At 73.1% G+C, this 17,023-nt stretch carries 13 protein-coding genes; 2 read left to right on the top strand and 11 right to left on the bottom strand.

Annotation, left to right across the window (positions count from 1 at the left end; genetic code table 11):
• Positions 1 to 11 precede the first annotated feature (11 nt).
• From RZ50_RS27655 to RZ50_RS27630, 6 genes are all read right to left on the bottom strand, one after another.
• Entirely contained in the window at positions 12 to 545 is a 534-nt protein-coding gene (locus tag RZ50_RS27655) for a flavin reductase family protein (RefSeq protein WP_308272371.1), read from the bottom strand.
• A complete protein-coding gene (locus tag RZ50_RS27650) occupies positions 542 to 1,027 on the bottom strand; it encodes a thioesterase family protein (RefSeq protein WP_196950183.1) in 486 nt (161 codons plus the stop codon). Before RZ50_RS27650 ends, RZ50_RS27655 begins: the two co-directional genes overlap by 4 nt.
• Positions 1,027 to 6,855: a type I polyketide synthase gene (locus RZ50_RS27645; RefSeq protein ID WP_196950184.1), complete on the bottom strand. Its 5,829-nt coding sequence runs from the start codon at positions 6,853 to 6,855 to the stop codon at positions 1,027 to 1,029. Before RZ50_RS27645 ends, RZ50_RS27650 begins: the two co-directional genes overlap by 1 nt.
• Before the next feature lie 189 nt (positions 6,856 to 7,044).
• Positions 7,045 to 8,082, bottom strand: a complete 1,038-nt coding sequence (locus tag RZ50_RS27640; RefSeq protein ID WP_196950185.1) for a carboxymuconolactone decarboxylase family protein — start codon at positions 8,080 to 8,082, stop codon at positions 7,045 to 7,047.
• A gap of 43 nt (positions 8,083 to 8,125) precedes the next feature.
• Positions 8,126 to 9,781: an FAD-dependent oxidoreductase gene (locus RZ50_RS27635; RefSeq protein ID WP_196950186.1), complete on the bottom strand. Its 1,656-nt coding sequence runs from the start codon at positions 9,779 to 9,781 to the stop codon at positions 8,126 to 8,128.
• Positions 9,778 to 10,308, bottom strand: a complete 531-nt coding sequence (locus tag RZ50_RS27630) for a DUF5987 family protein (protein ID WP_196950187.1) — start codon at positions 10,306 to 10,308, stop codon at positions 9,778 to 9,780. The genes RZ50_RS27635 and RZ50_RS27630 overlap by 4 nt, the downstream gene beginning before the upstream one ends.
• Positions 10,309 to 10,690: 382 nt before the next feature.
• Here RZ50_RS27630 and RZ50_RS27625 point away from each other — a divergent pair, with 382 nt between their 5' ends.
• Positions 10,691 to 11,410 (top strand): helix-turn-helix transcriptional regulator, encoded by a 720-nt coding sequence (locus RZ50_RS27625; RefSeq protein ID WP_196950200.1) that lies wholly within the window; start codon positions 10,691 to 10,693, stop codon positions 11,408 to 11,410.
• 112 nt (positions 11,411 to 11,522) lie between these two features.
• On the opposite strand, the gene RZ50_RS27620 is transcribed toward RZ50_RS27625, so the two are convergent.
• From RZ50_RS27620 to RZ50_RS27600, 5 genes are all read right to left on the bottom strand, one after another.
• A complete protein-coding gene (locus tag RZ50_RS27620; protein WP_308272369.1) occupies positions 11,523 to 12,881 on the bottom strand; it encodes a cytochrome P450 in 1,359 nt (452 codons plus the stop codon).
• A gap of 2 nt (positions 12,882 to 12,883) precedes the next feature.
• The gene (locus tag RZ50_RS27615) at positions 12,884 to 13,858 is read right to left on the bottom strand and encodes a DUF1702 family protein (RefSeq protein ID WP_196950188.1); all 975 of its coding nucleotides are present in this window, start codon (positions 13,856 to 13,858) and stop codon (positions 12,884 to 12,886) included.
• A 73-nt stretch (positions 13,859 to 13,931) separates the two neighbouring features.
• Complete coding sequence (locus tag RZ50_RS27610) at positions 13,932 to 14,915, bottom strand: DUF1702 family protein (RefSeq protein WP_196950189.1); 984 nt, start codon at positions 14,913 to 14,915, stop codon at positions 13,932 to 13,934.
• Between the two features lie 189 nt (positions 14,916 to 15,104).
• Entirely contained in the window at positions 15,105 to 15,560 is a 456-nt protein-coding gene (locus RZ50_RS27605; protein WP_196950190.1) for an SgcJ/EcaC family oxidoreductase, read from the bottom strand.
• 46 nt (positions 15,561 to 15,606) lie between these two features.
• Positions 15,607 to 16,059 (bottom strand): SgcJ/EcaC family oxidoreductase, encoded by a 453-nt coding sequence (locus tag RZ50_RS27600; protein WP_196950191.1) that lies wholly within the window; start codon positions 16,057 to 16,059, stop codon positions 15,607 to 15,609.
• Positions 16,060 to 16,242: 183 nt separating this feature from the next.
• On the opposite strand from RZ50_RS27600, the gene RZ50_RS27595 reads away from it, so the two are divergent.
• Positions 16,243 to 16,983: a maleylpyruvate isomerase family mycothiol-dependent enzyme gene (locus RZ50_RS27595; RefSeq protein WP_196950192.1), complete on the top strand. Its 741-nt coding sequence runs from the start codon at positions 16,243 to 16,245 to the stop codon at positions 16,981 to 16,983.
• Positions 16,984 to 17,023 lie beyond the last annotated feature (40 nt).

Below are 17,023 nucleotides of genomic sequence, written 5' to 3'. Positions count from 1 at the left end.
CGCCTCCTCGCTCAGCCGGTCTCTTCGGTGCCCTGGTGTGCGACCCGGTGGTAGCGGCCGTCGTAGAACAGCAGCGCCTGCCGGCCACCGGCCCGGCCGGTGGCGAGCACCTCGCCGAGGAAGATGGAGTGGTCGCCACCGTCGTACTGCTCGGTGAGCTTGCACTCCAGCCAGGCCAGCGAGTCCGACAGCAGCGGGGCCCCGGTGAACGGGCCGGGCCGCCAGTCGACCCCGGCGAACTGGGCTGCGCCGTGCGGCCTGCTCCGGTCGGCGAAGTACCGTGCCAGGTGCTCCTGTTCGCCGCCGAGCACGGACACCGCGAAGGACCGGGTGGTGGCGATCGCGTCGTGCATGACGGCGCTGCGGGCGACACAGCACAGGACCAGCGGGGGCTCCAGCGACACCGAGCTGAACGCGTTGGCGGTCATCCCGTGGACGCGCTCGCCGCCCGTGGTGAGCACCGTGATCCCGGTCGCGAACCGTGCCATGGTCTCCCGCAGGGAGCCCCGCTCGGTGTCCCTCGCGACGCCGAGGTGGTTGCTCACGACGCCCTCCCCGCCCCGACCGGCCGCAGCACGGCCGGGCCGCGCGCGGCCACCGAGGCCTCGCTGTAGGGCGCCAGGGCGGCGCGCAGCGCCTCGGGGACCCTCGCCGGCACGGTGGCCGTGTTGGGCCCGCGCATGCAGGCGATCCGCTGGCTGCCGCGGGCGACCAGCCGCTCCTGCCCGCCGTCGAGCTTCAGGTACTCGAAGCCGAACTTGACCTGGGTCTGGGTCAGTTCCTCCAGCCGCATCCGGATGGACAGCTCGTCGAAGGCGGTGATCTCGGCGAAGAACTCGCACTCGACCTTGAGGGTGAAGAGCTTCAGGTCGTCCTGCAGCTCGGCGAGCACGGCCGGGGCCTTCTCCTTGAGGAACATCTCCCGGCAGCGCCCCTGCCAGCGGAGGTAGTTCACGTAGTAGACGTTGCCGACGAGGTTGGTCTCCTCGAAACCGACCGTGTGGCGAATCTCGTAGTAGTCCGACATCAGCCCTCCCTGCCCGCGAGTACGGCGAAGACGACCGGCTCGGTGCGGTCGTTGACGGTGGTCACCCAGGTCGCGATGAGCGCGTCGCCCGCGGACAGGACGGTCCAGCCGTCCGGGTGGACGCGGTCGACGGTCAGTGCCTGGGAGGTGGCGCCCGCCTTGCGCAGGCACTCCAGCGCGCTCCACACCCTGGTGCCCGCGAGCGCCGGGTCCTCGCCGCTCTCGGCGACCAGCAGGTCCCGGACGGCGAGCTGGGCGGAGCCGAGCAGGTCGTCCCAGTCCTCGGCGGTCCGCTCCCGGACGGACTCGACGTCGCAGGCGAGCCGCCCGCGGCCGACGGTCGCCAGGGTCATCCCGGCGCCGTGCGAGGCCGAGACGCTCTGCCCGTCGAGGCCCGGCTCCGGCGCCAGCTCGGGCTTGCCGTCGGGGCGGTGGAGCAGGGTGACGGCCCGGCCGAGGGCCCGGCCGACGGCGGTCCGGGTGGAGGACCGGCGCTCCCGGTCCGGCGCGTCGTCCGTCTCGGGTTCGACGACCACCGCGCGGCTGCCGCCGAGGACCCGTTCCAGGCTGCGCTCCAGGTACGAGCCGAGCATGGCGGGCGCCCACGGGCCGGCGCCGTCGCGCCGCTGGACGGCGACCAGGGTCAGCCCCTCCCAGCGCTCGACGACCGTGCCGGAGGGCGTGCGCACGTCCAGGTCGTAGACGTAGGTGTTGCCGTCCTGCGAGCGCTCGCGGGCGTCGAGGACGACGTACTCGGAGTCCTGGTCGGCCCGGTCGGCCAGCCAGAGCCGCTCGACGCCCTGCGGCAGCAGGGTGGCGTCCGGGACGCAGCACTGGATGGCGTGCATCATCGCGTCCCGGGTGCCCGGGTCGGCCAGCAGCTGGTCCTGCGGCAGGAAGGCCGCGAACCAGGGCGCCGGGGAGGTGGTGGAGATGTCCGCCAGCGCGTGCCGGGCGCTCGCCCGCCGGTACTGGAGCAGGCGCTGGAAGCGCTTGCCCTGGAACAGCATGCTCCCGTACAGCTCGGCCATCGGGTCCACCGGTACGGCCGGCAGGCCGAGGTCGATCGGCGCCCCGCTGTCCGGCACCTCGGGCTTCGGGTAGCGCAGCGTGGCGCGGAAGTGGTCGGCCGCGAACCCGGTGTCCTCGGTGCGCAGCACCACGTCGACCAGCCCGGGGCCGCGGACCAGCGCCGCGATCCGGATGGTGGTCGAGCCGCCCGGGCGGACCACCACGGGCCGCTTGAACTCGACGTCCTCCAGCCGCGGGGAGCCCCGGTGGCCGCTCACCGCCGTGGCGACCTGGGCCATCGCCTCCATGCCCAGGACGGCGGGGAAGAGCAGCCCCTCCGCGAGCTGGTGGTCGGTCAGGTAGGGGTCGCTGCCCTCGGTCAGATCGGCCTCGGTGACCAGCTCGATGTCCGGGTAGTGCGCGACCACCCGTTCCACGAAGCGGGTCAGCGGCAGCTCACGCTGGACGGTGGTGAGGGTGGGCAGGCCGCCGGCCCGTCCGCTGACGACCAGGACCGGGCCGGCCGCCGGGTCCGCGAGCACCTCGCGAAGCACCTGGATGCCGTGCTCGGTGGAGATCGGCGTGATGCCCTCGCGGATCAGCGCCTCGACGACGCCGAGCCGCTCGCCCATGCCGGCGCCCGACCAGACGGACCACTCCAGGGCGAGCGCCCGGGCCTGCGGGTGCTCCTGCTGGAACCGCAGGGTCCGTTCGGTCATCCAGTCGTTGGCTGTCGCGTAGTGGGCCTCGCCGCGCAGGCCGGCGCGCCCGATGATGGAGCCGAAGGTGATCAGCAGCTTGAGGCGGTCCGGTTCGACGGCGGCCAGGACGGCCTCCAGCCCGTCGATCTTGGGCGCCAGGGTGCGGCGGAAGTCCTCGGCGGTCAGCGCGCCGAGGGCGGCCGGCTCGTTGCGGCCGGCGCCGTGCAGCACGGCGGTGACGGGGCCGAGCGCGCCCTCCAGCCGGTCGACGGCGGCGGCGACCTGCTCGCCCTCGGTCACGTCGGCCCGCTCGTAGCGGTAGCGCAGGCCGGCGGCCTCCATCCGGGCGAGGTTGGCGGCGAGCTCCTCGTCGGCGGCGGGGTCGGCCCGGCCGATCAGGGCCAGGCTCGCGCCGGAGTCCCCGGCGATGGCCAGGGCGCACTCGGCGGTGATGCCCTTGCCGCCGCCGGTGACCAGCAGCACGTCGCGCGGGTCCAGCGGGGAGGCTCCGGCGGCGTCCGGGGCCGGCGGCAGCGGGCGGAGCAGCGGGACGGTGCGGCGGCCGTCGCCCTGGTAGCGGACCTCCGCGAAGCCGGTGGTGGCGGCGGCCTCGGCGACCACCCGCCGCACCGACTCGTCGAGGTCCGCTCCGGTGAGGGCGGGGCGGTCCAGCTCGACGATCGTCACCGGGACGCCCGGGTGCTCCAGGTGGAGGGTCTTGGCGAACCCGGAGGCGCCGTGGCGGTGCTGGACCACGACCAGCCGGGTGCCGGCCGGAGCCGCGAGGACCGCGTGTCCGGCGTCCAGGAACAGCCCGGTCTCGGGCCCCCCGCACTCGTCGGGCAGGCAGAGCAGCACGCCGCCGCCGATCCCGGCCCGGGTGAGCGCCGCGCGCAGCGGCTCGGCCAGCGGGTGGCCGGGGGTGGTGAAGAGCGGCCACTCGCCGGCGGGCGGCTGCGGGGCGGCCGCGGGCTTCGGTACGGCGGCGGCCTCCACGTGCTCGACCGCGAACGGCCGCACCCAGGGGCCGACCCCGGGCACCTCGGCGCCGGTCGTGCCGCCGTCCTGCTCGGTCTCCGACAACTGGTCGATCAGCTCGGCCAGTTCGCCGAGGCTCACGGTGGCGAAGTTGGTCGTCGCGGACAGCACGGGCCGTCCGAGGGCGCGGGTGACGTCGTTGACGATCTGGCCGACGGTGATGGAGCTCAGGTGCAGGTCGTCCATCGGGTGGGTGCGCGCGGTGACGGAGTCCTGCGGGAGCTCGACGCGTTCGGCGGCGAGCCGGCACAGCAGCTCCAGGGTGGAGGCCCCGTCGGCGCTCTCGGCCGCCGGCCGCGCGGCCGGGTCCGTCCCGGCGACGGCGACGTCGACCAGCTCGGGGGCGATGGCCGGGGCGGCCTCGCACGGGCTGGCCAGGAAGGTCATCTCGCCGTCCGCCGGCAGCGGCCGGATCAGCCGGTCGGCGAACAGCTCCCCGGTGCGCACCGGCGCGCCGAGCACGAAGGCAGCGCCGACGACGCGGAGCAGGGTGCCGAGCGAGGGGCTGTCGGTGTCGACCGCCAGGACGGTGCGGTCGGGCGCGATCTCGGCGAGCAGGCCGGACAGCACCCGGCCCGGGCCGACCTCGACGACCAGGTCGGCGTCGGCCACCGCCGAGGCGGCCGCCTCGTGGAAGCGGACGGGCAGCAGCACCTGGTCGCGCAGCAGCTCGCGCAGGTCGGCGGCCGGGTCCAGCGGCCCACCGCTGACGGTGGAGGCGATCTGCCGGACGGGCGTCCGGAAGTCGAGCTCCGCGAGCCGCTCCGACAGCGCGACGGCGGCGGGTTCGACCAGCGGTGAGTGGAAGGCGTGCGAGACGTTCAGCCGGGTCGCCGTGACGCCTTCGGCCGCCGCCTTGCGGCAGACCGCGTCGACCGCCTCGGCCGGGCCCGAGATCACCGTCTGGCGCGGCCCGTTGTGGCCCGCGACGACCACGTCCTGCCCGGCGGAGAGCCGGGCCGTCTCGTCCACGGTCGCGGCGAGGCCCGCCATGGCGCCGCCGCCGCGGCTGGCCCTGGCCATCACCTGGCCGCGGATGCCGGCCAGCCGGAGGACCTGCTCCTCGCTCATCGTCCCGGCCCAGTGCAGCGCCGTCAGCTCGCCGAGGCTGTGGCCGACGGCGGTGTCGGCCTGGATGCCGAGCCCGTCCAGGACCCGCAGGGCGGCCAGCGAGCCGGCGACGATGCGCGGCTGGGCCACCTGGGTGGCGACCTGGTCGCCGCCGGCCGTCAGACCGGCGTCCTGGAAGACCTCCTCGGCGGCGGCGAAGCGGCGGCGGATCGCGCCGACCGCGCCGCGGCCCGAGCCCTGCCCGGGGAAGAGGTAGGCGATCCGGGGGGCGGTCCTGGCCCGGGCGAGGAAGATCCCCTCGCCGGCCGAGAAGGCCTCCTGCACGCCGGTGTCGAGGAGTTCGCGCAGCCGGCCGAGGGCCCGGGTGGCCTCGTCCGGGGAGGTGGCCACGACGGCGGCGCGGATCGGGCCGTCGGTGAGCCGGTCGGCCAGGGTGCCGGCCAGGTCGGCCAGTTCGGCCTGGGCGAGCTTGGGCGTGAGGTCGAGCAGCCGCTCCACCTCCTCCCGCAGCTCGGCCGGTCCCTGCCCGGCGAGCAGCAGCAGTTCGGCGTCCTGCCGGCCGGCGACCAGGCGGACGGCGCGCTCGTCGACGGCGGCCCTGCGCGCCGCCCCGGCGGCCTGGCTGACCGTGATGTGGGTGTTGATGCCGCCGAAGCCCATGGCGGACACGCCCGCGCGCACGGGCTGGTCGGCGGGCCAGGTCTCGGCCTCGCGCGGCACGTACATGGTCGCCGTGTCGCCGATCAGGCCCGGGTGGGGGTCGTAGTGGCCGGTGCCCGGCGGGATCACCTGGTGGTGCACGGCGAGGGTGGCCTTGATCAGTCCGGCGACCCCGGCGGCGGCCTTGGTGTGCCCGAAGTTGCCCTTGATCGTGCCGAGCGCGGCCGGGCGGGCGGTCGGGTCCGCGTCGCGGCGGGCGGAGGACAGCGCCTCGATCTCGGTGGCGTCGCCGAGCGCCGTGCCGGTGCCGTGGCCCTCGAAGTAGGACACCGTCTCGACGCCGTAGCCGGCCCGCTGGTAGGCGCGGCTGAGGGCCAGTCGGTGGCCGCCGGCCTCCGGGCGGGTGATGCCGCCCTTGCCGTCCGAGGAGACGCCCCAGCCGGCGATGGTCGCGTAGATCCGGCGGCCCTGCTCCAGCGCGTCCCGCTCGCGCATCAGGACGATCATGCCGGAGCCCTCGCCCGGCCAGAAGCCGTTGGAGTCCCGGTCGTAGACCTTCATCTCGCCGGTGGCGAGGGCGCCGGTCTTGGCGAAGCCGATGACCTCGAACGGGTCGATGGAGAGGTCGACGCCGCCGGCGACGGCCACGTCCAGGTCGCCGTCGGCGAGCGCCCTGGCGGCGGTGACGACGGACAGCAGGGAGGAGGAGCAGGCGCCGTCGACGGTGTAGCCGCCGCCGCGCAGGTCGAAGTGGTTGCAGATCCGGCCGGCGATCGTGTTGGAGAGGCCGCCGGCCAGCGTGTCCTCGCCGATGGCCGGGAACGGGGCCTTGTAGCGGCCCTCCAGCGACGTGAGGAACGCCGCGGTGTCCTCGTCGGCCCAGCCCTGGTCGGCCAGCGCCGCGGCGACGGTGCGGCGCACGTAGGGCCACCGCAGCCGCATGATGTTGGCGCGCGAGAATTCTCCGGTGAGGCTGTTTCCGACCACCACGCCGGTGGCCTGCTTCGGCAGTCCGGAACCGTCCGGGAATCCGGCGTCCGCCAGTGCCTCGGCGGCCACGTCCAGGGCGAGCCAGTGCGTCAGGTCGGTCGAGCGGTAGGTGCTCCCGGCGACGCTGTACTTGACCCGGTCGAACTCGAAGTCCCGCAGCACGGCGGCCTTGGTCGCGTAGAACCGGTCCGGTGCGCTCCGGTCCGCCGACCAGTAGTCCGCACTGTTCATGCGCTCGTCCGGAAGCTTCCGGAACGCCCGACGGCCGCTCAGCACGTTCTCCCAGAGCTCGTCCGCCGAATTGGCATCCGGATAGCGGAGGCCTATTCCGATGATGGCTATCCGCTCATTACTCATGCACTCACCACCCACGGAGACGAATTGACAGAAAGGCAATTCAAGGATGCCCCGCCCCCCGGCCGTTGTCTTCTCCGAGTTTGCTTTCCAAATTCCATAACACTGTCATAAATAACACTGTAATTTTTCCTGGGAATGCGACGAAGCTCCGGTCGTCGACCGGAGCTTCGTTTCCCGCCTGGTGTCGCGTCAGCTCACACCGCTGGGCGCACGCGCACCGCCGAGCCGGCTCCCCACCTCCCTCGCCGCCGTCAGGGCCGCCCACGCGGTGAGCTCGACCAGCCCGGCATCACCGGGTTGACCGAGCCGGTACTCCTCCACCACGCCCTCGTCCACCCGGTACGCGGCCTTCGCCGTCAGCAGCGCGAGCCGCCCGGCCGCACGCTGCTCCTGCGGCAGGCCGCCCACCGCCTCCTCCAGCCAGCCGCGGCCGAGCCCGGGCGCTCCGCCGTCCCACCGCGCCAGTTCGGCCCGCACCAGGCCCCGTACGGGCTCCGGCACCGACCGCGCCCCGGCCGCGTCGATCACCGCGGCCGCCCGCGCGAAGGCGCCCGCGATGCTCGGCGTGCCGGCCGCCCACGCGAGGTCCTCGGGCAGGGCGGCGGACGGCAGCAGGTCCAGCGACCCGCCCGCCTCCGGGGCACTGCGGGCGTACCGCCGCAGTTGCCGGCCGAGGACGGCGGTGACCGCCCGCCGTACGACCGCCGGGGCTCCGGCGGGGACGAGGTCCTCCTGGAGGAACACGCTGACCATCCGGTTCAGGTAGTGGAAGGTGACGGCCACCCCCACCAGCTCCGGCGCCTGCTCCGCGGGGAACGGCGCGGCGGCGTCCGCGGCCGGACGCCACCCGCCGTGCCCCCTGAGGCCGCCGGCCGGGTGGCGGGGCTCCCCGCCACCGATCAGCGCAGCCCAGGTGGCACCGTGCACGGCCGCGCAGTACGGGCAGGAGTTGGCCGCCGACACCGCGGCGGCCAGCTCCTCCTTGGTCGCGCGGTCGACCCGCCCGGCCGCGACCAGCGTCTCCCGCAGCATCACCCAGGAGGCCGCGAGGACCGGGGGCGAGGCCGCGTGCAGGGCGACCGGCGGCGCGAGCATGCCGAACTCCCGCTCCACCTCCGCGTAGACGCCCGCCACCTCGCTCCGCGCGCCGCCCGGCCGGACCGGGGCGACGTGGCGGATCTGCGCCAGCGCCCCCCGCAGCACCGGCCGCAGGAACGGTGTCACCATGGCTGCCTCCTCGTGGGTTCCTGGGTTCGTCCGGCCCGGTGCGCTACTCGCGGACCAGGTCGCGCAGCTGCGACCGCACCCCTCGCCGGCCGCTGGTCGACCCGTCCGGCGACGGCGCGCCGTAGGTGACCTTCACCCCGCGCTCCTGGAGGGTCTTCACGATGCCGGGGATGGCCCGCTCCGCGAGCGCGGAGATGGTCAGCGCCGGGTTGACGGTGAGCGCCGCCGGCACCGCGGAGCCGTCGGTGACGAAGATGCCCGGGTGGTTGCGGAGTTCCTGCCGGTCGTCCAGGGCCGAGGTCTGCGGGTCGTCGCCGATCCGGCAGGAGGCCAGGGGGTGGACGGTGTACGCGCCGACCACGTCGTTGGTCCACGGCATGACCCTGGCGAGGCCGTCACGCTCCAGGATGTCCTTCACCACGGCGTCCGACTCGGCCCAGCCGCGCAGGGTGTTGGCGCTCGGCCGGTACCGGATCGTGCCGCGGCCGAGCATCTGCTGCGAGATCCGGGCGGCGTTGCCGGTGGCCGGCGGCGGGCCGAAGACGCCCTCGTTGTCGTCCTCGACCATGGTGAAGACGGTCAGCCAGGACTGCCACTGGCGGACCAGCTCCTTCTTCTCGACGCCGAACCAGCTGGGGCCCGTCGCGTCCGGCACCTGCGCCAGGATGGTGCCGAAGCCCGGCGGGAAGTACAGCTGCTCCAGGGAGAAGCGGGAGTGCTCCGGCAGGTCCCCGTCGAGGTTGTCCCAGCTGGCCACGACCGGGCCCTTGCCGATCTGGTTGGCCCGGAAGGCCTGGCCGTCGCCGCGCTTGAGCCCGAGCAGCTCGCGCGCCCGGTCCTCGTTGACGACGGCGGTGTTGAGCCGCTCGCCGTTGCCGGAGAAGTAGCGGCCCACGGCGTGCGGCATGGCGCCGAGGGTGGCCTCGGAGCGCTGGAGGATCACCGGGGTGGCACCGGCGCCGGCCGCGAGGATGACGATCTTCGCGTCGATCGTCCCGTTGCCGACGTGCACCCGGTAGTCGGTGTCGTCGATGACGTTGTAGTGCACCCGGTAGCCGCCGTCGTCCGTCCGGGACAGGTGCTGCACCTCGTGCAGCGGCCGGATCTCCGCGCCGTGGGCGAGGGCCGCCGGCAGGTAGTTCAGCAGCAGGGAGCGCTTCGCGTCGAAGCGGCAACCGGCCATCATCCAGTTGCAGTTGGTGCACTTCGCCCGGTCGATCGCGGCCGGGACGGGGTTGGCCGTCCGCCCGGCGTGGTCGCAGGCGGCCGCGAACAGGCCGCCGGAGTACGTGACGTCGTTCCAGTCCTGCTGGGTGATCGGCAGCGCCTCGACCACCCGGTCGTACCACGGGTCGAGGGAGTCGCGGGTGATGGCCGAGGGCCACATCCGGCGGCCGATGCTGCCCTTGCGCTCGAAGGCGAAGCGCGGCGCCCGCGGCATCGCGGCGAAGTACACCACGCTGCCGCCGCCGACGCAGTTGCCGCCGAGCAGGCTCATGCCGTCGCCGACCACGAAGTCGAAGATGCGGGTGTACGAGGAGCCGAGCAGGAAGTCGTGGTCGAAGTCGTCGGCCTCCAGCCACGGGCCGCGTTCGAGCACGGTGACCTTCGCGCCGCCGGCGGCCAGGTGGTAGGCCGCGATCGCGCCGCCGAAGCCGCTCCCCACGATCAGGACGTCGGTGCTCTCGGTGCTGCTCATGCGGGGCTCCCTGTGGGCGTGGTGTCCGGGTGCGGGTCGGCGAGGCGGCGGCCGTACGAGAAGTCGGGGAACCGCCACAGGCCGTCGTCGTCCGCCTTCATGAAGCCCATCGTGACCAGGCCCGGGTGGCCGGCCGCCATCGCGTCGGCGGTGTGCATGTGGGCGGCGGTGTCGAACGCCATGTTGCTGAACAGGGCGAGCAGGACCCAGAGTTCGCGGTCCTCCTGGTCCTGCCCGGTCAGCTTCCGGACGACGGCGGTCCGGTCCTCGAACGGGAGCGCGACGAAGGGCGGCACCGTCTCGTCGAGCCCGAGGCCGTGCTCGGTCGCGTGGGTCCGCGCATGTTCGTTCAACATCCGGGCATAGTCATCCAGGACCGTCGACACCCCCGTCGCCGGCGTCTCCAGCAGTTCGATGGCGCCGGCCGCCACCGCGCCGCCGCCGGGCGACGCGCCCGCGACGGCCCGGTCGTCGGGTGACCGCTTCTCGCCCGGGACGATCGTGTCCGCGAACGCCTCCAGCGTCATCGTCCGTTCTTCCCGTTCATCTCGGGATTCTGAGCGCACCTGCGCCTCCTCAGAAGTTTTCACCTAGGTGACCCCAGCATCGTCCGCGCACAACTGCCCCGCTGGCATCTCCTGCATTGCTGAGACCGGTCCGAAAAATTACCGACTGGTATCTCCGGACTTGGCCTATGCCATCGGTGCATGCCGTGACCATTGCACTTGTCATGGCCAGCTGCTACGGTCGACAGTCGTTATCGCAGCGATATTATCGTCTGCGATATTTTCAAGAGGGAGGTTTTTCCTTAACCCGTTTTTAGCTAGGTCGCCCTGCACACGTGTCAGCGAACTTGGAGTCGGGATGAAACCAGCTATCGAGCAAGCCGTGACCCGGGCCATCGAAACCATGCACGAGAATATAGGGGAGCTGCTGACCATAGATGATATGGCACAGGCAGCCATGTACAGCAAGTTCCATTTCTCCAGGGAATTCCAGCGGGTGACCGGGGTTTCGCCGGGCCGCTTCCTCTCGGCCCTTCGGATCGAAGAGGCCAAACGACTCCTCATGGCGACCGCGCTCACGGTGACCGAGATCAGTCACCGCGTCGGGTACAACAGCGTCGGCACGTTCAGCTCGCGGTTCGCGAGCAGTGTGGGTGTTTCGCCCTCGATGTTCCGTCAGCTCAAGGGCTTCACCACCCGGATCCAGATCGCCCCCTGCGGCGGCGCCAACCCCGACCTCGCGACCGTGCGGGGCGAGATCCGGGCCTCGGTCGCCGGCGACCTCGGCTGTGTGTTCGTCGGCCTGTTCCCCACCCGGATCCCGGAGGGGAGACCAGCCGCCTGTACCGTCCTGCCCCGCCCCGGGAGCTTCTGCCTGGAGCAGGCACCGGCCGGCACCTGGTATCTGCTGGCACATTCCGTCCCGGCCTCCATGGGCGAGGTGCTGACCGGCGATCAGGAGCTCTCCGTGGGTTCCGTCGGGCCGATCGAGGCCCGTCCCGACATACCGCTGCTGCCCGTCGAACTGCGGCTGCGGCCGATCCGGGCCCTCGACCCGCCGGTCCTGATGGCCCTGCTGGACGTCCGGGCCGAGGCCTTCACCGCGGCGTCGATCGCCGGCTGAGCCACCGTCCCCGCGCCCCCGCGCCGACTCCGACGAGCCCGTGGTCCCCGGCGCGCAGCCCCCTGGGAGGTCGTCCACAGGAGGCTGCGCGCACCGGCTCGCGCAAGGTCGGCTAGGCGACGGAGTGCACCGTCATCGGCAGGCCGCCGCGCACCCGCAGGGACAGCATCGGCTCGGCCACCACCCGGTAGCCGGGCACCTTGGCCAGCCGCAGCTCGCGGGCGACCAGGGCGATCGTGAACGTCGCCTCCATCAGCCCGAGGTGGTTGCCGACGCAGAAGCGCGGACCGGCCCCGAACGGGATGTAGGCGTACCTCGGCCGGTCCGACACCCGGTCCGGGTGGAAGCGGTCCGGATCGAACTGGTCCGGGGCGTCCCAGAACCCCGGGTGGCGGTGCAGCGTGTACGGGCAGATCAGGACGTCGGCTCCGGCCGGCACCCGGTACCCGCCCACCTCGTCCTCGCCCTGCGCCTGCCGGGGCAGGATCCACACCGGCGGGTAGAGCCGCATGACCTCCTCCACCACCCGCGCCGTGTAGCGCAGGTTGTGCAGGTCCTCGAAGCGCGGCAGCCGGTCCCCGAGCACCTCGACGGCCTCGGCGCGCAGCCGCTCCATCACCTCGGGGTGGCGGTCGGCCAGGTAGAAGGTCCAGCCGAGGGTGCTCGCCGTGGTCTCGTGGCCGGCCAGCAGCAGGGTGACCAGCTCGTCCCGCATGCGCTGCCGGCCGACGTCCGGGTCGGGCTCCGCCCGGGTGGAGACGATCAGCCGGGAGAGCACGTCGTCCGCCTCCGTCCCGGCGCCGTCGCGCGAGCGCCGGTCCGCCACCAGCCGGTCGACCACCTGCTGAAGGTCCCGCCGGGCCTGCTGGAACCGGCGCTGCTTGGCCAGCGGCACCCAGCCCGGCACCATGCCCATGGTGACCATGTCGAACATGGCCTGGTCCTGGACCGCCTCGAAGTCCTGCCCGACCCCCTCGAAGGCGCCGAGGTCGACGTCGAGCAGGGTGCGGCCCAGCACTCCGAGGGTGAGCCCCGTCATCTCGTGCACGACGTCGACGGGCCCGCCGCCCTCGTGGGCGCGGAGCCGGCCGACCAGCTTGGCCGCCTCCTCCGCGACCACGTCGGCCTGCTGGGAGATCCGCTTGTGCTGGAAGGCCGGCTGGATCAGCTTGCGCTGCTTCTTCCAGAGCTCGCCCTCGCTGGTCAGCAGGCCGTTGCCGAGGGCCCGGCGGGCCTGGATGAGCCCGATGCCCTTGTGGTAGTTGGCGGCGTTGTCCGCCAGCACGTGCTTGGCGTGGTCGGGGTGGTTGAAGAAGTAGAGCGTCTTGGGGCCGATCGACATCCGCACCGCGTCGCCGTACTCGGCGGCGGCCGAGCGCATCAGCGCGAGCCGGTCCCCCGCCAGGTTCCTCAGCAGGGCCGGGGTGGCGCTGCGCGGCGGGCCGGGCGGCACCCGGTGTGCCGTGGTCACGGCTACCCCCTTCCGTGCTCGGCGAAGGCGCTCGCGATGGCCTCGCGCCACAGTTGGTAGGCGGGCAGCCCGCCGCTCGCCCCGCCGGCCGGCAGCCGGTCCTGGGTGACCTTCGCCGCCTCGACCGGCCCGGTGCCGCAGAAGATCCGCGTCGCGAGCTCGGTGTGCGGCGTGAGCAGCCCGGCCTTGATACGGGCCTCGGCCGCGAACGCGCTGCCCTGCGCGACCATGTCGCGGTGCTCCCCCGCACGGTCCCGGAAGGCCCGCAGCTCCTCCTCCTCGGCGCCGCCGGCGTAGGTGGCGGCCAGTCCGGCGCCGCTGAAGAGGTCGGACCGCCGGGACTCGGGGAACTTCTCGATCATCGTGGCCACCAGGTCCGCGTCGGTGCCGCCGACGAACCACAGGGCCCGGCCGATGCCCTGGTCGATCGCCCGGCCGGCGTACGAGGGCGAGTCGTGGGCCGGCCAGGGGAACACGTCCTCCCGGTACTGCTTGTGGACGTAGTCCGCGGTCCGGAAGTACGCCTGGTGGAAGCCGTAGCCGTCGAGCACCAGCCAGCGCAGCAGCGGGTCCAGCCGGTCGATGTCGGGCCAGCAGGACCGCGGCAGGCGCGCCATGGCCCAGCCGATTCCGACATACACCATGTAGATGTGGTCCGCGCCTTTTCCGGAAAGGAAACCGGACACCGCGCCGCGGCCGGCAACAGGCAAACCGTCGAGCATGGCGAAACCCATGCCGGCGCCCTCGTACGCGAATCCGCGGAAGCGGGTCGGGATTCCCTCCAGGCGTTCCTCCGCCTCGGCCGGGATCCGCGCCTCCATGGCGTACGAATAACCTTCGAGGAATGTCCGGCCGACCGTCTCCAGCACCTCCTGGGCGGCCGGCGACTTCTTATGGAAGCCGCGCTTGTCGAGTAGTGTCTCGGAAACGCTCGGCGTGAGGACACGACGGCGGAGGTTCCGCCATGCGCTGGGCACGTTGTTCTCCCCTCGTTCATCCTGATGTGGGTGTTGCGGAAAGCGACGAATTCACCCCCGCGATCGGTCCGGGTCAGCGAGCGGAATCCAGGGCTCCGAAACTGGCCCGGACATTGGCCCGCCACACCTCGTAGGCCGGCTCGCCGTCCGGGCCGGCCTCGTGGGCGGCCGAGTCGTCGGCCAGTGCCGCGGCCTCGGCCGCCGACAGACCGGTCAGCGCCACCGAGGCGGGGTCGCCGTGCTCCGGGACGAAGCCCGCGTGGATCCGCGCCTTGGACGCGAACACCGAGCCCTGGGCCAGCTGCGCCCGGTGCGGGCCGGCCTCGCCGCGCAGCTCGACCAGGCCCTCGGCCGGGCAGCCCCCGGCGAAGGTCGCCGCCAGGCCGACACCGCTCCACAGGTCGGCGTGCCGGTGGTCGGCGAACTTCCGGACGGCGGCGGCGACCTGGACCGGCTGCCCGCCGTGGATGAACCACAGCGCCCGGCCGATCCCCTGGTCCACCGCCCGCGGGAAGTACCCGGAGTCCCCCAGCCAGGGGTACGGCTCCGGCACCCGCTGCTCGTCCACCCAGCGCCGGGTGTGGAAGTAGGCGAGGTCGAAGCCGTAGCCGTCGACCGCGAGCCAGCTCATCGTCGGGTGGTACGGAATGCCGCCCAGGTCGGGCAGCACCTTCTTCCACAGGGGCCGCGGCAGCCGCGCCATGGCGAAGCCGATGCCGATGTAGGCCAGGAAGATGTGCGGCTGGCCGGGGCCGGTCAGCAGGTCACGGGTCCGCCGGCCCCGGCCGGTCGCGTCCAGGATGGTGAAGGCCATCGTGGCGCCCTCGTAGGCGAACCCTCGTTGTTCCGGATCGACGAGGCTCAACCGGCGCTCCAGCTCCCACTGGGAGCGGGCGTCGATGCCCCACTCGAAGCCGCAGACCACCGCCTGCGGCACCGCCTCCAGCCGTTCGGTGGACGGCGAGCGCGTCACCGGGAACCCCCGGCGGGCGAAGGTCACCTCGGCCAGTTGCGGCGTCAGCAGCAGCCTGCGCAGCGAACCCCAGGTCGTCGGCATGATCCCTCCCGGTTCGGGACCGGAAATCCGGCCTCTCCATGCTCCCGGCGCGGTTTCCCGGCGGGCATCTCCACGGTTGCGTTCCGCGCCCCCGCGCCTGTGCGCCTGTGCGCCTCCGCGTCTCCGCGTCGAGAGACGCGACCGCCCCGGACACCAAGGAGAATCCGGGGCGGTCGGCGCGTGCGCGGATCAGCCCTTCAGCGGGCTGGTCTGGTGGCTGAACAGCCGCCAGTCGCCGTCCCTCCTGACGACCACCCAGGTCGCCCGGAAGCTGTTCTCGGGGGCCGGCGCCTCCTCCCCGGCGCGAACGATTCCGCCCTCGGTGACCGCCACCGCCACGTCGGCGGTGAGCAGCTTGATGTCGACGGGCTCGTCGACCAGCCGGGAGCCCCGGTACGAACCCGCGAAGGCCTCGGCCAGGTAGGCCCGGATCTCCTCGCGGCCCCGGAGCTGGATGTCGCCGATCAGCTCGCTGCCGTCCTCGGTGTACAGCTCGGCGAGGGTGTCCGCGTCATGCGAAGCCCAGGCCGCACCCACCCGCAGCGGCACCGTGAGCACCGCGCCCTCGGTTCCGTTCGAGAACTCGCCGTAGCGCGAGGCCCACTGCTTGGCCTGCGTCACCAGCGACGCCGCCTTCTCCGTCATCCTCTCATCTCCTGTTCAGGGGTGTGGAATTCGGGACCGGTCCGGACTACCAGCGCAGGGTCGCGCCGGCGCCGCGGGGGCTGTTCTGGTACGCCGCGAGCCGCCACTCGCCGTCGGTGCGGACCACCACCCAGGTGGAGCGGACCGCGAGCTCCTCGGCGATCTCGGTCTCGCCGGGCGCCAGGATGCCGCCGTGGGTGCGGATCAGCGCCACGTCGTCGCTGGCGAACCGGACGTCGACCGGCGCGCCGGTCACGCCGGTGCCCTTGAAGGGGCCGGCGTACGCGGCCGCCATGAACACCCGGATCTCCTCGCGGCCACGCTTGAGCACGTCGCCCGGGAGGATCAGGATCCCGTCCTCGGTGAAGGAGTCCGCAACGCCCTCGGCGTCGTTGCGCGCCCACGCGGCGACCAGTCGCAGCGGAACGCTCAGGACGTCCTTCTCCTGCTCGCTGGTGAACTCGCCGTAGTAGGCGTCCAGGTTGGCTATCGCTGTCATTTCCGACAACTCCCGTCTGTCAGGCAGTACTTCACTGTCAGAATCCGCCTCGGACCGCGCTCGGGCATCTCCGGAAGTGCTGTCTCGGCGGACCGGCCGCCCAACGCCGAAAGCGCGTCGGACAGAATGCAATGGCTTCGCACGACGCCCGGCAACGAACACCCCCGACCGAGGAGAACCCGTATGAGCACGGATCGTCGCCACGACGCCACGGCGCCCGCCGCCAACCGGTGGGAGCGCTGGCCCGACCATCTCGCCTACCGCAACTCCCGGGAGAACATCACGGAGTTGACCGGCGGCCGGCCCGAGGCCGCGAGCCTCCCCGTCCCCGCGTGTCCGGGCTGGACCGTCCTGGACGCCGTGGGCCACCTGGTGGCGATCGGCCGCGCCGTCGCCGCCGACGCCCCCGGCAACCTGTGGGAGGTCCCGCACGCGGGCTTCGACGCCTCCCTGGACGAACTCCTCACCGAGTGGGCCGCGTTGGACGCCCCGATGGCCAAGGTGGTCACCACCACCCCGCAGCTGCGCCACACCATGATGATGATGGACGCCCTCACCCACGAGCTCGACATCCGGCGGGCCCTGGGCGCGCCCGTCCCCCACGACCACCCCTCCTACCCGTCCTCGCTGGACCTCGTCGTCCGCGGCCTCGCCAACTCCGTGCGCGAGCACGGGCTGCCCGCGCTGCGGATCGAGACGCCCGGCGGCCAGTGGCAGGCCGGTGACGGCGAGCCGGGCGCCACCGTCCACGGGCACCGCCACGACCTGCTGCGCTCGCTCACCGGGCGGCGGACGCACCGGCAGATCTCCGACCTCGACTGGAGCACCGATCCCGGGCCATGGCTGCCCGCGTTCACCTGGGGGCCGTTCGACCCGCCGGCGGAGGCCTCGGAGGCTTCGGAGGCCTCGGCAGCCGGGCAGTAGCCGGCGAACGCGGAAAGGGGCTTGTGGCGCCGACCGCGCG

Source organism: Kitasatospora sp. SUK 42 (genome assembly GCF_015776785.2).
Classification (GTDB): domain Bacteria; phylum Actinomycetota; class Actinomycetes; order Streptomycetales; family Streptomycetaceae; genus Kitasatospora.
The sequence above is the reverse complement of the archived record's forward strand: the minus strand, read 5'-3'. Positions and strand labels throughout refer to the sequence as shown.

Excerpts from the sequence above, each read along its gene's own strand:
- RZ50_RS27650 (WP_196950183.1), bottom strand. The coding sequence starts at position 1,027 with ATGTCGGACTACTACGAGATTCGCCACACGGTCGGTTTCGAGGAGACC.
- RZ50_RS27645 (WP_196950184.1), bottom strand. The coding sequence starts at position 6,855 with ATGAGTAATGAGCGGATAGCCATCATCGGAATAGGCCTCCGCTATCCG.
- RZ50_RS27640 (WP_196950185.1), bottom strand. The coding sequence starts at position 8,082 with ATGGTGACACCGTTCCTGCGGCCGGTGCTGCGGGGGGCGCTGGCGCAG.
- RZ50_RS27635 (WP_196950186.1), bottom strand. The coding sequence starts at position 9,781 with ATGAGCAGCACCGAGAGCACCGACGTCCTGATCGTGGGGAGCGGCTTC.
- RZ50_RS27630 (WP_196950187.1), bottom strand. The coding sequence starts at position 10,308 with ATGACGCTGGAGGCGTTCGCGGACACGATCGTCCCGGGCGAGAAGCGG.
- RZ50_RS27625 (WP_196950200.1), top strand. The coding sequence starts at position 10,691 with ATGCACGAGAATATAGGGGAGCTGCTGACCATAGATGATATGGCACAG.
- RZ50_RS27610 (WP_196950189.1), bottom strand. The coding sequence starts at position 14,915 with ATGCCGACGACCTGGGGTTCGCTGCGCAGGCTGCTGCTGACGCCGCAA.
- RZ50_RS27605 (WP_196950190.1), bottom strand. The coding sequence starts at position 15,560 with ATGACGGAGAAGGCGGCGTCGCTGGTGACGCAGGCCAAGCAGTGGGCC.
- RZ50_RS27600 (WP_196950191.1), bottom strand. The coding sequence starts at position 16,059 with ATGACAGCGATAGCCAACCTGGACGCCTACTACGGCGAGTTCACCAGC.
- RZ50_RS27595 (WP_196950192.1), top strand. The coding sequence starts at position 16,243 with ATGAGCACGGATCGTCGCCACGACGCCACGGCGCCCGCCGCCAACCGG.